Below are 13532 nucleotides of genomic sequence, written 5' to 3'. Positions count from 1 at the left end.
GACCGAGATCGCTTCACGTCCCCTGCGCTGCGCTATGGTCGGCGGCGGTCGCGACGCCTTCATCGGCGCCGTGCACCGCAAGGCCATGGCGCTCGATGGCCAGATCGCGCTGGTCGCCGGCGCGCTGTCGTCGAGCCCGGACAAGGCGCGCGCCTCGGGCCGCGACCTCGGCCTGGCCGACGACCGCAACCACGGCGACTGGCAGGCGCTGCTGGCCGACGAGCTGAAGCGCCCGGCCGATGAGCGCATCGACTTCGTCTCGATCGTCACGCCCAACCACGTGCACTACCCCGTGGCACAGGCTTTCGCGGAAGCCGGCTTTCACGTGGTGTGCGACAAGCCGCTGGTGCACACGCGCGACCAAGCCGATGCGCTGGTCGCCACCGTGGCGAAGCAGGGCACGGTGTTCGGCGTCACCTACAACTACACCGGCTACCCGATGGTGCGGCAGGCGCGCGAGATGGTGCGCACGGGCGAGATCGGCGAGGTCCGCAAGGTCGTCGTCGAATACAACCAGGGCTGGCTCGCCAGCCATGTGGAAGCCGCGGGCGGCAACAAGCAGGCCGACTGGCGCACCGACCCCGCACGCAGCGGCGCGGCGGGCGCCATCGGCGACATCGGCTCGCATGCCGAGAACCTCGTCGCCACCGTCACCGGCCTCGACATCGAAAGCCTCTGCGCCGACCTCGGCGCACTGGTGCCGGGCCGCATGCTCGACGACGACGGCAGCCTGCTGCTGCGCTTCCGGGGCGGCGCGCGCGGCGTGCTGGTGGCCTCGCAGATCAACACCGGGCTGGAGAACGACCTGCGCCTGCGCGTCTCCGGTACGCTGGGCACGCTCGAATGGCGCCAGGAGCAGCCGAGCCAGCTCGTGCACCTGCCGCACGACGGGCCCCGGCGCCTGCTCACGCGCGGTGCGCCCTGGCTGTGCGAGTCGGCGCGGCGCGCGAGCCGCCTGCCGGCCGGCCATCCGGAAGGCTTCATCGAGGCGTTCGCGAACGTCTATGCGGGCGTGGCAGCGGACATCCGCGCGCGGCTCGCGGGGCAGGTGGCCGACCCGCTCGCGGCCGACTATCCGCGCGTGGAAGACGGTGCGCGCGGCGTGCGTTTCATCGAACGCACGGTGGCATCGGCCGCCAGCGAATTAAAGTGGACGCCCTGGTAGCTGCGCACAGGCCCCGCTGATCCATGCGGGGCAGGGCGTGGCACCAGCGGCCACCATGACGCACTCTTCCTCTTCTTTCGACGCCCCTTCGCCGCTGCCTTGGCCGCGCGCCCTCTGGCAGCGCTGCCAGACGCTGTGGCTGCTCAAGCTGGCCGGCAACACCGTCGCCACGCTGGGCTTCTTTCCGCTGTACTTCTGGGTCATGCACCACGCCGGGCCGGCGTGGGTGTTGCCGCTCACGGCCGTCGACCGGCTGATCGCGTTCTGGCCGGCGATGCTGCCGGTGTATCTCACGCTGTGGGCCTACATCGCGCTGCCGGTGCTGCTGGCCAAGGACCGGCGCGAGCTGAACACCATCGCCATCGGCTGCGCCGTGATGACGGTGATCGCATTGGCCGTGTTCTGGTGGATGCCCACGGCGATCCCGAACTTCGCGATCGATGCCGCACCGGGCTCGTCGCTGCATTTCCTCAAGACCTTCGATGCGGCGGGCAACGCCTTTCCGTCATTGCATGTGTCGTTCTCGGTGTTCGCTTGTCTTGTGCTGGTGCGGCAGCTGCGCGAGGCCGGCGCGCCGGGCTGGCTGCGGCTGCTCAATGTCGTGTGGGCCGTGGCCATCGTGTACTCGACGATGGCCGTGCGCCAGCATGTGCTGATCGATGTGCTGGGCGGCCTCGGGCTGGGCCTGGCGATGGGCTTCGCGCTGCGTGAGCGCCCGTCGGCCGCTCTGGCCCCGGTCGCGGCGCGCGCGGCGTAGACCGATCGCGGTATTCCGCCGCGCAGGCGCCGACGGTACAAATCGGCATCGCCGTTCACCGAGCCCGCCATGACCTTTCGCCTGCGCTCCATTGCCGCCGCAGCCTGCCTCCTGGCCGGCCCCGCGTTCGCCATCGACTACCCCGCGCGCAAGCCGGGCCTGTGGGAAATCCAGACCGGTGAGGGCGGCGCGGCCACGGCCAAGACGCCGGCCCAGACGATCCAGCAATGCATCGACGCGGCCACCGACAAGGCGATGCGCGAGATGGGCCAGGGCATGGGCAAGGACATGTGCTCCAAGCAGGAGCTGCGCCTTGAAGGCGTGAAGCTCGTCATCGACTCGGACTGCAAGATCGGCCCCACCACCGCGACCTCGCGCGCCGTGATGAGCGGCGACTTCAGCAGCGCCTACCGCGTGGAGAGCAAGTCGACCTACAGCCCGCCGCTGATGGGCCGCACCGAAGGCACGAGCGTCATCGACGCCAAGTGGGTCGGCCCCTGCAAGCCCGGCCAGAAGCCGGGCGACATGGTCATGGGCAACGGCATGAAGATGAACCTGCTCGACGCGATGGCGAAGATGCCGCCGCGCAAGTGAGCGCCGCCGGTTGTGGGATCAGCCCGCGCCGTTGGCCTTGACCCAGCGCACGATGTCAGCCGCGCCCATCGCGCCGGCCTGCCGCGCGACCTCGCGCCCGCCCTTGAACAGCGCCAGCGTCGGAATGCTGCGGATGTTGAAGCGCGCGCCCAGCGCCTGCACCGCCTCGGTGTCGACCTTGGCCAGCCGCACGTGCGGTTCGAGCTGGGTCGCCGCCTGCTCGTAGGCCGGCGCCATCTGGCGGCACGGGCCGCACCAAGGCGCCCAGAAATCGACCAGCACCGGAATCTCGTTGCGCGCGATGTGGCGGTCGAAGGTGGTCACGTCGGGCAGCGCGGTCGAGTGGCCGGTGAACAGCGGGCGGTGGCAGCTGCCGCAGTCGGGCGCGCTGCCCAGTTGCACCGTGCGCACCCGGTTGGTCGTGTGGCAGTGCGGGCAGACGATGTGCAGCGATTCGGATTCGGTCATGCCCGAAAAATAGGGGCCGTGTGCGCGAATTGCAAGGCACGGGCGCGCAGGGCGCCGGGCCTCAGAGCACCACGGGCGCGTCGGGCAGCTCGTTGGTGTCGGGCTGGTTCTCGGCCAGCGGGAAGTGGGTCATCAGCAGCGCCGACACCTCTTCCAGCGCCAGCGTGATGCCGTCCTCGAAGCGGCCTTCGCGAAAGGCCGTGCCCATGCGCTGCGTCATCGCGGCCCATTCGGCGCTGCCCACGTGGGCGTCGATGCCGCGGTCGGCCACGATCTCGATGGCGTGCTCGGCCAGCAGCAGGTAGATGAGCACGCCGTTGTTGTGCGCGGTGTCCCACACGCGCAGCTTGCCGAACATCGCGACGGCGCGCTCGCGGGGCGATGCGTGGCGCCACAGGTACGACATCGGCAGGCCGGCTTCGACGCAGATGCGGACCTCGCCGCTGTGGCGCCGCTCGCTCGCGGCCACGCGGCCGGCCAGGCGCTCCATTGCGTCGGTCGGCAGCACGCGGCGCACCGCGGCTTCGTCGGTCCAGAGATGCCGCCAGATGCGGCCCAGCTTCGAGAAGAACGTGGGATCTGCAGTTGCCATGTTTCTCACCAGTCTCCCGAAGCGCCGCCGCCACCGAAATTGCCACCGCCGCCGGAGCTGAAACCTCCGCCGCCACCCCCGCCACCTCCGCCCCAGCCACCGCCTCCACCACCGCTGCTCCAGCCGCCGCCGCCGCCTCCTCCTCTGCCGCCGCGGCCGGGACCAAACCCGGCGAGGCCGGAGAACAGCGAGACCATGAGCGCGACCATCCCGGCAATCACCGCGATGACCGTGCTGGTCGTGAGGAAGAACGCGACCACGCCGATGCCGCCGCCCATGGCGACCGAGCCCATGGTCTTGCCCAGGATGGCGCGCGCGATCGGCGCGCCGACGAAGACACCGACGAACAGGAAGATCGCGAGGTTCTCCCAGTCGAAGCCGTCGTTGCTGCTTGAACCGCTGCTACTGCTGCTGCGTGAAGGCTCGGGCAGCGGCTCGCCGTCGACGAGCCCGATGAGCCGGTCGACCGCCGCGTTGAGGCCGCCCGCGAAGTCGTTGTTGCGAAAGCGCGGCTTCATCTCCTCGTCGATGATGCGCACGGCCGCGAGGTCGGGCACCACGCCTTCGAGCGTCTTGGCGGTGGCGATGCGCATCTTGCGATCGTCCTTGGCGACGATCACGAGGAGGCCGTCGCCCACGCCCTTGCGACCGATTTTCCAGGTGTCGCCCACGCGCTGCGTGTAGCTCGCGATGTCTTCGGGCGCCGTGGTCGGCACCATCAGCACCACGATCTGCGAGCCCTTGCGCTGCTCGAAGGCCGCGAGCTTGGTCTCGAGGCCCGAGCGATGTGCGGCGTCGAGCGTGGCGGTCTGGTCGATCACGCGCGCGGTGAGCGCGGGGATCGGCAGCAGGCTTTGCGCCAGTGCGGGCAGGCCGGCCCACGCGAGGGCTGCGACAAGGATCGCAGCCAGTGCGCGGCGGATCAGGGCAGCGGCCATCGGCGCCGCTTCTTACTTTTTCGGGGCGCCGAAATCGACCGTGGGCGGTGTCGAGATCTGGGCTTCGTTCTGCACCGAGAAGTTCGCCTTGGGCTTGTAGCTGAAGACCATGGCCGTGAGGTTGGTCGGGAAGCTGCGCGCGAGCACGTTGTACTCCTGCACGCTCTCGATGTAGCGGTTGCGCGCCACGGTGATGCGGTTCTCGGTGCCCTCGAGCGTCACGCGCAGGTCGCGGAAGGCCTGGTTGGCCTTGAGGTCGGGGTAGCGCTCGGCCACCACCATCAGCCGCGACAGCGCCGACGAGAGCTCGCCCTGTGCCTGCTGGAACTTGTTGAAGGCTTCGGGGTTGTTGAGCGTCTCGGGCGTCACCTGGATCGAGGTGGCCTTGGCGCGTGCCTCGATCACCTTGGTGAGCGTGTCCTGCTCGAAGCTGGCCTCGCCCTTCACGGTGGCGACGATGTTCGGCACGAGGTCGGCACGCCGCTGGTACTGGTTGAGGACTTCGCTCCAGGCCGACTTGCTGGCCTCGTCGAGGGATTGGAAGTCGTTGTAGCCGCATCCGCTGAGGGACAGGACGGCCGCGAGAATCAGGAACCAGCGCTTCATCATCATTTGCATTACCTCCGCAGAAGAAGGCCGAAGTTAGCATAGACGGGGTCATGGCCCTCGATCCGCTCCACGCCCTGCAAGCCGCGAACCGCGCGGTGCCGACCGTTGCCGCGCCGCCCGTCGGCACGCTGCTGATTGCGGGCGCGACCGGCGCGCTCGGGCAGGAGTTGCTGCACCGGCTCGCGGGCCGCCATCGCTTCCGGCGCACGCGCGTGCTGGCGCGCGAACCGATGCACGACGGTCTGCCCGGTGTCGAAAGTGTTCTGTGCCCGGCGCTGCCGATTGCGCAGTGGCCGCCGGTCGCGGCCGATGTCGCGGTGGTCGCCTTCGATCCGCCGCGCCTGTACCACGGCCGCGAGCGTGCGCTGTGGCACCCCGACCCTGCCGACCTACCCGAACTGGCGCGCTGGCTGCGCGCCAGCGGCGTGCGCACGCTGGCCATCGTGCAGCCGCACGACCGCGGCCGGCTGCCCGAGGCGCTCAAGCGCGGACTGGCCAGCCTCGACGAGCAGGCCGTGGTCGCCTGCGGCTTCGAGCGCGTGATCCTGCTGCGCTCGGCGCGCAAGCCCACCGCCGTGCGCCTGGCCAACGTGGGCGAGCGGCTGGCGGCCTGGATGCTGTCGATCATGCGGTTCATGGTGCCGGCCAACGAGCAGCCGGTGCGCGCGTCCAGGATGGCCGAGCTGGTCGACCTCGCGCTGCGCGTGGCGCCGCCCGGCGTGCATGTGGCCGCGCCCGAGATGGTGTGGCAGGCCGCGCAGGGCGCCACCGAGGCGGCGGCGCGCGCGTGGCTCATTCCCGCGTCTGCCCCCGAGGTACCCACTGCCCCGTCACCGGCTGCCACATGGCCGTGACATGGGCAGGGCAAAATCCGGTCTACCCCCTTCGCTCTCGCCCTTCACCGCCATGCCCAAGACCCCTTTCCGCGCCGCCGCGGCCATCGGCGGCACTGCCGACGATGTCGAGGCCGCTTTCTACGAAGCGCTGCAACGCGGCGATGTCGATGCGCTGATGGCCTGCTGGGCCGACGAGGACGAGGTGTTTTGCGTCCACCCCGGCGGCCCGCGGCTTGTGGGCGCAGTGGCGATCCGCGCGGCCTTCGAGCAGATGTTCGGCAACGGGGCCATCCATGCGACGCCGGCGCGCGTGCGCAAGATCGAGTCGCTCGCGAGTGCCGTGCACAACGTGCTGGAGCGCATCGAAGTGCTCACGGCCGAGGGCCCGCGCCATGCCTTCGTGCTGGCCACCAACGTCTATCACAAGACCGCGCAGGGCTGGCGCATGGTGGCGCACCACGCGAGCCCGGGCAGCGCGCGCGAGCCGGACGACGCGAACGATCCGCCGCAGGTTCTTCACTGAAGCCCTCTGAGCGATGGCCTCTCCCTTTCCTTCTTCTTCGTTTGCACCGACTTCCGCGTCGCCCGCTGCGCACGACGTGCACGGCGCCATGGGTTACACCGCGCCGCGCTGGCTGCCCGGCGGCAACCTGCAGACCATCTGGGCCGCGCTGGGGGCACGCCGCTTCGACGGGCCGGCGCCGGTGTACCGCCGTGAGCGCTGGACCGCGCCGGACGGCGATTTTGTCGATGTCGACTTTGTCGACGCGCCGCAGCCCGGGCCCCGGCCGCTGCTGGTGCTGTTTCATGGGCTCGAGGGCTCGTCGCGCAGCCACTATGCCGAGGCCTTCGCGGCCTTTGCCGCATCGCGCGGCATGGCCTTCGCGGTGCCGCACTTTCGCGGCTGCAGCGGCGAGCTGAACCTCGCGCCGCGTGCCTACCACTCGGGCGATTACGAGGAGATCGACTGGATCCTGCGGCGCATGCACGCACAGCACGTGGTGCAGGGCGGCGGCGGGCCGGTGCTGGCGGCCGGCGTCTCGCTGGGTGGCAATGCGCTGCTGCGCTGGGCCTGCGAAGCGGGCGAGACCGCGCGCGCCTCGGTCGACGCGGTGGCGTCGGTGTGCGCGCCGCTCGACCTCGCGGCGGGCGGCGAGGCGATCGGGCGCGGCTTCAACCGGCTGGTCTACACGCGCATGTTCCTCGCGACCATGAAGCCCAAGGCGCTGGCCAAGCTGGCGCAGTTCCCCGGCCTGTTCGACCGCGACCGGCTGATGGCGGCGCGCGATCTCTACGACTTCGACGACGTGTTCACCGCGCCGCTGCACGGTTTTCGCAACACCGACGACTACTGGGCGCGCGGCTCCTCCAAGCCGCTGCTGGGCGCGATCCGCGTGCCCGCGCTGGTGGTGAACGCCCGCAACGATCCCTTCATTCCGGCCCGCAGCCTGCCGGGGCCGAACGAGGTCGGCTCGCACGTCACGCTGTGGCAGCCCGCGGGCGGCGGGCATGTGGGTTTTCCGCTCGGCCTGCCGCCGGGGCATGTGGGCGGGATGCCCGAGAGCGTCGGCGGGTGGCTGGCCTACCACCTCTCGTCGGTGCGCGCGCAAAATACGACCCATGGATGACATCGTCAAACAAGCCTTGGCCAAATGGCCGAACGTGCCGCACTGCTACGGCTGGCTGGGCCTGGACGCGCGCGGCAACTGGTACATGCGCGACGACCGCACGCAGGCGCAGGGCCCGTTTCGCAGCGCCAAGGGCTCGATGCTGCGGCACGACAAGCTGATCGACTTCATTCACCGCAACTACGAGCACGACGCCGACGGCCAGTGGTTCTTCCAGAACGGACCGCAGCGCGTGTATGTCGAGCTGGAGGCGGCGCCGCTGGTGTGGCGCGTGGCGCAAGAGGCGGCCGGCGGCTTCTCGGTCGCGGCCCACACGGGCGCGCCGGCCGAGGTGACCGGTTGCCTGCTCGACGAGGAGGGCCGGCTCTATCTGGTCGCGCCGGCGGGGCTCGGGCTGGTGCACACGCAGGACGTGGGCATCGCCGCCGAAGCGATCGAGCAAGGACTCTGGACGCCGGAGCCGGTGCAGGCGGCCGACCTGCCGGGGCGCTTCGGCCATGTGCTGAGCCCGGCGGAGCGCCATGACGGCGCGGCTGCGTAGCTATTGAAAAGATAGCATTCCGGATCGTCCGGGCGTAAAAAAACCGGCTTGCAGGCCGGTTTTTTCATGGGCGCAGGGCGCCGTCGATTGCTTACTTGGCAGGCGCGCTGGCCGCAGCCGAAGCACCTTCGGCCGGCGCGGCAGCCGCTGCCGGACGGTCCGGCACCGGGAACTTGGCGCCACCGGCGTTGGCCAGGTACACCACGGCACGGCCGATTTCGATGTCTTCGAAGTCGCCACCGCCCTGGGCGGGCATCGCGCCCTTGCCCTTGAGCGCGTGCTCGAGCAGCGTTGCGTAGCCCTGGCCGATGCGCGGGCCCCAGGCTGCGGCATCGTTCAGGTGCGGGGCGCCGGGGATGCCGGGAGCGCCGTGGCAGGCCACGCACTGGGCTTTGAACACGGCGTCGCCGGCGGCCAGCGGCCGGTTGGCGTCACGGATCTCGATGGAGCCGACCTTCTTCAGTCGCTCGGCCACTTCACGGTCGCGCGATTCCTTGGTCACGCCGTAGAGCGACATGTTGTCGCCCTCCGCGGTACCGGCGGGCTTGGTGCCCGAGACCACATAGGACACGAGGCCCACGATGATCAGGATCGGAATGATGAAAGAGAAAAATACCGCGAGCAGCAGTTGCTTCGGGTTCTTGATCGGGCCGGTGTGGGCTTCTTCTGTGGCCTGGTTGTGCGGGTCTGCGCTCATGGCGTCCTCAATAACGGGGGGCTCGTCGGGGGCTTTTTCTAACCAACCGGCGATTATAGAGAGGCCCTTTGCCCGCGCGGGCAATTGACCTCTCCATATCGGACGCGCAGGTGTCTCAACCGTTGTTGCGTGTGGCCCAGCCGCCACCCAGCGTCTTGTACAGCGTGACCTGGTTCTGCAGCTGCAGCAGGCGTGTGGCCACGGCCGATTGCTGCGCCGTGAACAGCGAGCGCTGCGCGTCGAGCAGGTCGAGCGCGCTGGCGATGCCGTTGCGATAACGCAGGTCGGAGAGCTTGTAGCGCACCGCCTCGGCGTCGGCCTGCGCGGTTTGCGCACGTGCCTGCTCGCCCAGCGTGGCGCGGCCCGCGAGTGCATCGGCCACTTCGCGGAAGGCGGTCTGGACCGACTTCTCGTACTGCGCCACGGCGATCTCGCGCCCGGCCTTGGCCGAGTTGAGCCCCGCGATGTTGCGCCCCGCATCGAAGATCGGCAGCGTGACCGTGGGCGCGAAGCTCCAGGCCTTGGTGCCGCGATCGAACAGGTTCGAGAACTCGCTGCTCGCGGTGCCGATGGAACTCGTCAGCGACACGCGCGGGAAGAAGTTCGCGCGCGCCGCGCCGATGTTGGCGTTGGCCGCAATCAGCTGCTGCTCGGCCGCGCGGATGTCGGGCCGCTCGGTCAGCAGGTCGGAGGGCAGGCCGGCCGGCACGTCGGCCATCGGGCGGATGCCCGCGAGTCCCTTGGCACCACCGGCAGTGGCCTCGGCCGGCACCGGGGCACCCAGCAGCAGGGCGAGTGCGTTCTCGTCCTGCAGGCGGGCGCGCTGCTGCTGCGCATAGGCGGCGCGCGCGGTCTCGGCCTGCGAATTCGCGGCCTGGAAGTCGATCTCGGACGAGACGCCGTTGTCGAAGCGCAGCTTGGTCAGGCGCACCGACTCGTCGCGCGTGACCATGGTCTGGCGCGTGATCTCGAGCAGCTCGTCGTCGGCCAGCAGCGTGAGCCAGCCGTTGGCGACCGCTGCGATCAGGCTGATCTGCGCGGCCTTGCGCGACTCTTCGGTGGCCAGGTACTGCGACAGCGCCTGGTCCTTCAGCGCGCGGATGCGGCCGAAGAAGTCGAGCTCCCAGGCCGTGAAGCCGAAGTTGACGCTGTACTGCGAGGCCACGCTGCCCTGCGTCGGATCGATTGCCTGGTAGGCGTTGGGGCTCGAGCGAGAGCCCGATCCCGTGAGGCCGAGCGCCGGGAACAGCGCCGAGCGTTCGATCTGGAACTGCGCACGTGCCTGCTCGATGTTGAGCACCGACACGCGCAGGTCGCGGTTGTTCGCCAGCGCCGTCTGGATCAGGCCCGCCAGCCGCGGGTCGGTGAAGAAGTCCTGCCAGGGCAGGGCGGCCGCGGCCTGGCCCGACGGCTGCGCCGGGTCGCCCGGGAAGGTGGTCGGCACCGGCGCCGCGGGGCGCTCGTAGGTCGGAATCAGCGAGCAGCCCGCCAGCAGCATCGCGGCTGCCAGCACGGTAGGAATCAGAGGTTTCTTAGTCATGTGTTTGGTCTCCCGTGATGCCGGCTGCGGCCGCATGCCGCTTGTCGGCTTCGCGTTGGCGCGCGCTGCCCTTGAACAGCGTGCGCACCACCACGAAGAACACCGGAACGAAGATCACGGCCAGGACCGTGCCGGTCACCATGCCGCCGAGCACGCCGGTGCCGATGGCACGCTGGCTTGCCGAGCCTGCGCCCGAAGCCAGGACCAGCGGCAGCACGCCCAGGCCGAAGGCCAGCGAGGTCATGATGATGGGACGGAACCGCAGGTGCGCGGCCTCGAGCGCGGCCTCGACCACGCCACGGCCCTGCGCCTGCAGGTCTTTCGCGAACTCGATGATCAGAATCGCGTTCTTCGCGGACAAGCCGATGATCGTGATCAGGCCCACCTGGAAGTACACGTCGTTGGAATAGGCGCGCAGCATCGTCGCCACCAGCACGCCCAGCACGCCCAGCGGCACCACCAGGATCACCGACAGCGGGATCGACCAGCTCTCGTACAGCGCGGCCAGGCAGAGGAACACCGCCAGGATCGCGAAGCCGTACAGGATCATGGCCTGCGAGCCGGCGAGCTTTTCTTCACGCGACTGGCCGGTCCACTCGAAGCCGAAGCCTTGCGGCAGTTGGCCGGCGAGCTTTTCCATCTCGGCCATGGCGGCACCCGTGCTCTGGCCCGGCGCCGCGTCACCGCTGATGCGGATGGCGGGGTAGCCGTTGTAGCGCACGGTCTGCGTGGCACCCGAGACCCACTTGGTGGTCGCAAAAGCCGACAGCGGCACCGGTTGGCCCTTGGTGTTGACGGCGTTCAGGCGCAGCAGGTCGTCCGGCTGCATCCGTGCCGGCGCATCGGCCTGCACCACCACGCGCTGCAGGCGACCGCGGTTCGGGAAGTCGTTGATGTAGCTCGAACCCAGCGAGGTCGACAGCGCACTGTTGATCGCGTCGAAGCTCACGCCCAGGGCGTTGGCCTTGTCGCGGTCGATGTCGATCTCGAGCTGCGGCGCGTCTTCCAGGCCGTCAGGGCGCACCTGCGCGAGGATCTTGCTCTGCCCGGCCATGCCGAGCAGCTGGTTGCGCGCATTGATCAGCGCCTCGTGGCCTGCGCCTGCACGGTCTTGCAGCCGGAAGCTGAAGCCGCTGGCGTTGCCCAGCTCGGGAATCGGCGGCGGGCTCAGTGGGTAGATGAAGGCGTCGCGGATGCCCGACAGCGCACCGAAGGCACGACCGGCCAGCGCGCTGGCCGAGTGGGCCGGGTCCTTGCGCTCTTCCCAGTCCTTCAGCGTCACGAAGGCGAGGCCTGCGTTCTGGCCCTGGCCCGAGAAGCTGAAGCCCATCACGCTCACGATGCTCTGCACTTCAGGCTGCTTCAGGATGAAGCCTTCGACCTGCTGCATCACCGACAGCGAGCGCTCTTGCGTCGCGCCCGGGGGCAGTTGCACGTTCACGATGATGTTGCCCTGGTCTTCCTCGGGCAGGAACGAGCTCGGCAGGTGCGTGTAGAAGTACGCAACGGCGCCGATGATCGCGGCGTAGATCACGAGGTAGCGAGCGGCGCGGCGCAGGATGCGCGCGACAAAGCCTTCGTAGCCCTTGGCCGTGCGCGAGAAACCGCGGTTGAACCAGCCGAAGAAGCCGCGCTTCTCATGGTGGTGGCCGGCTTCCACCGGCTTGAGCAACGTGGCGCACAGCGCCGGCGTGAGCGACAGCGCCATGAAGGCCGAGAAGCCGATCGAGGCCACCATCACCGCCGAGAACTGGCGGTAGATGTTGCCGGTCGAACCCGCGAAGAACGCGAGCGGCACGAACACCGAGATCAGCACCACGGTCACGCCGATGATGGCGCCCGAGATCTGCTGCATCGCCTTGCGCGTGGCGTCGAGCGGCGACAGCCCCTCTTCGCTCATGATGCGCTCGACGTTCTCCACCACCACGATGGCATCGTCCACCACGATACCGATCACCAGCACCATGCCGAACATGGTGAGCACGTTGATCGAGAAGCCCAGCGCGAGCAGCGTGGCAAAGGTGCCCAGCAGCGCAATCGGCACCACGATCGTCGGGATGATCGTGTAGCGCCAGTTCTGCAGGAACAGGAACATCACCAGGAACACCAGCGCGATGGCTTCGAACAGCGTCTTCACCACTTCGGTGATCGAGATCTGCACGAAGCGCGAGCTGTCGTACGGAATGTCCCACTTCACGCCCTTGGGGAAGTAGCGCTCCAGCTCGGCCATCTTGGCGCGCACGGCCTTGGCCGACTTCAGCGCATTGCCGGTCGGCGTGGGCTGCACGCCGATACCGACCGCCGGCACGCCGTTCAGGCGCGCCGAGGTGGCGTAGTTCTGGCCGCCGAGTTCGACGCGCGCCACGTCTTTCAGGCGCACGGTCGAGCCGTCGGTGTTGGCGCGCAGCACGATGTTCTGGAACTGCTCGACGCTGTTGAGCTGGCCGTTCACCGTCACCGTGGCGGAGATCGCCTGGCCGGGAATGTTCGGCAGGTCGCCGAGCGTGCCCGAAGCCACCTGGGCGTTCTGCGCGCGGATCGCGGTGTTGACGTCGTTGGACGACAGGTTGAAGCCTTGCAGCTTCGCCGGGTCGATCCAGATGCGCATCGCGTTCTCGGAGCCGAACAGCTGGGCCTGGCCCACGCCGTCGATCCGCTGCAGTTCCGGCACGATGTTGCGCGCGGCGTAGTCACCGAGCGCCACCGGGTCGAAGTCGGGGTTGTCCGAAGACAGCATCGCGAACAGCAGGAAGTTGTTGCGCGACTTGTCGACGCGCACGCCCTGCTGCGTCACGGCCGAGGGCAGCCGCGGCGTGGCGCGCGAGAGCCGGTTCTGCACGTCCACCTGCGCGAGGTCTTCGTTGGTGCCGGCCTCGAAGCTGATGGTGATGGCGCCGGTGCCGTCGGCCTGGGCCACCGATTCCATGTAGATCAGGCCGGGCGAACCGTTCATTTCGCGCTCGATCACGGACAGCACGCTGTCCTCGAGCGTTTGCGCGGACGCACCGGGGTAGGCGACGTTGATCACGATGGCCGGTGGGGCCACCGGCGGGTACTGCGAGATCGGCAACTGCGTGATGGCGACACCGCCCACCACGATGATGAACAGTGCGATCACCCACGCGAAGATCGGTCGGTCGATAAAGAATTTGGCCATGCGAGGCGCT

At 69.2% G+C, this 13532-nt stretch carries 14 protein-coding genes; 7 read left to right on the top strand and 7 right to left on the bottom strand.

All coding sequences use genetic code 11. The features are described from left to right. Window positions 1-34: 34 nt before the first annotated feature. From CY658_RS31055 to CY658_RS31045, 3 genes are all read left to right on the top strand, one after another. On the top strand, window positions 35-1165 hold the full coding sequence (locus tag CY658_RS31055) for a Gfo/Idh/MocA family protein (RefSeq protein WP_180839098.1): 1131 nt from the start codon (window positions 35-37) through the stop codon (window positions 1163-1165). 55 nt (window positions 1166-1220) lie between these two features. Continuing rightward, window positions 1221-1922: a phosphatase PAP2 family protein gene (locus tag CY658_RS31050; protein WP_101493829.1), complete on the top strand. Its 702-nt coding sequence runs from the start codon at window positions 1221-1223 to the stop codon at window positions 1920-1922. A gap of 69 nt (window positions 1923-1991) precedes the next feature. Further along, window positions 1992-2516: a DUF3617 domain-containing protein gene (locus tag CY658_RS31045; RefSeq protein WP_101493828.1), complete on the top strand. Its 525-nt coding sequence runs from the start codon at window positions 1992-1994 to the stop codon at window positions 2514-2516. Between the two features lie 18 nt (window positions 2517-2534). Here the strand turns inward: CY658_RS31045 and trxC are convergent, their stop codons facing one another. The 4 genes from trxC to CY658_RS31025 form a co-directional block, all read right to left on the bottom strand. After that, window positions 2535-2984, bottom strand: coding sequence for a thioredoxin TrxC (gene trxC / locus CY658_RS31040; protein ID WP_101493827.1), 450 nt, complete (start codon window positions 2982-2984; stop codon window positions 2535-2537). Window positions 2985-3045: 61 nt separating this feature from the next. Continuing rightward, window positions 3046-3576, bottom strand: coding sequence for a TPM domain-containing protein (locus CY658_RS31035; RefSeq protein ID WP_101493826.1), 531 nt, complete (start codon window positions 3574-3576; stop codon window positions 3046-3048). A 5-nt stretch (window positions 3577-3581) separates the two neighbouring features. Further along, window positions 3582-4514, bottom strand: coding sequence for a TPM domain-containing protein (locus CY658_RS31030; protein WP_101493825.1), 933 nt, complete (start codon window positions 4512-4514; stop codon window positions 3582-3584). A 12-nt stretch (window positions 4515-4526) separates the two neighbouring features. Continuing rightward, window positions 4527-5126: a LemA family protein gene (locus CY658_RS31025; protein ID WP_180839092.1), complete on the bottom strand. Its 600-nt coding sequence runs from the start codon at window positions 5124-5126 to the stop codon at window positions 4527-4529. 47 nt (window positions 5127-5173) lie between these two features. Between CY658_RS31025 and CY658_RS31020 the strand changes: the two genes are divergently transcribed. The 4 genes from CY658_RS31020 (at window position 5174) to CY658_RS31005 (ending at window position 8128) form a co-directional block, all read left to right on the top strand. Continuing rightward, window positions 5174-5977: a hypothetical protein gene (locus tag CY658_RS31020; RefSeq protein WP_101493824.1), complete on the top strand. Its 804-nt coding sequence runs from the start codon at window positions 5174-5176 to the stop codon at window positions 5975-5977. 52 nt (window positions 5978-6029) lie between these two features. Beyond that, window positions 6030-6482: a YybH family protein gene (locus CY658_RS31015; protein WP_101493823.1), complete on the top strand. Its 453-nt coding sequence runs from the start codon at window positions 6030-6032 to the stop codon at window positions 6480-6482. An 88-nt stretch (window positions 6483-6570) separates the two neighbouring features. Next, window positions 6571-7587 carry a YheT family hydrolase gene (locus CY658_RS31010; RefSeq protein WP_101493884.1) on the top strand — a complete coding sequence of 339 codons (1017 nt, stop codon included), beginning with the start codon at window positions 6571-6573 and terminating at the stop codon, window positions 7585-7587. After that, window positions 7580-8128 (top strand): DUF2946 family protein, encoded by a 549-nt coding sequence (locus tag CY658_RS31005; RefSeq protein WP_101493822.1) that lies wholly within the window; start codon window positions 7580-7582, stop codon window positions 8126-8128. Before CY658_RS31010 ends, CY658_RS31005 begins: the two co-directional genes overlap by 8 nt. A 91-nt stretch (window positions 8129-8219) precedes the next feature. Here CY658_RS31005 and CY658_RS31000 read toward each other — a convergent pair whose 3' ends face one another. From CY658_RS31000 to CY658_RS30990, 3 genes are all read right to left on the bottom strand, one after another. Next, window positions 8220-8825: a c-type cytochrome gene (locus CY658_RS31000; protein ID WP_101493821.1), complete on the bottom strand. Its 606-nt coding sequence runs from the start codon at window positions 8823-8825 to the stop codon at window positions 8220-8222. 115 nt (window positions 8826-8940) lie between these two features. Beyond that, entirely contained in the window at window positions 8941-10365 is a 1425-nt protein-coding gene (locus tag CY658_RS30995) for an efflux transporter outer membrane subunit (protein WP_101493820.1), read from the bottom strand. Beyond that, window positions 10358-13522: an efflux RND transporter permease subunit gene (locus tag CY658_RS30990; RefSeq protein ID WP_101493819.1), complete on the bottom strand. Its 3165-nt coding sequence runs from the start codon at window positions 13520-13522 to the stop codon at window positions 10358-10360. Before CY658_RS30990 ends, CY658_RS30995 begins: the two co-directional genes overlap by 8 nt. Window positions 13523-13532 lie beyond the last annotated feature (10 nt).

It is taken from the genome of Variovorax sp. RO1 (assembly GCF_002849325.1).
In the GTDB taxonomy this organism is placed as follows: Bacteria; Pseudomonadota; Gammaproteobacteria; order Burkholderiales; family Burkholderiaceae_C; genus Variovorax.
This window is presented reverse-complemented; position numbering and strand designations above follow the sequence as displayed.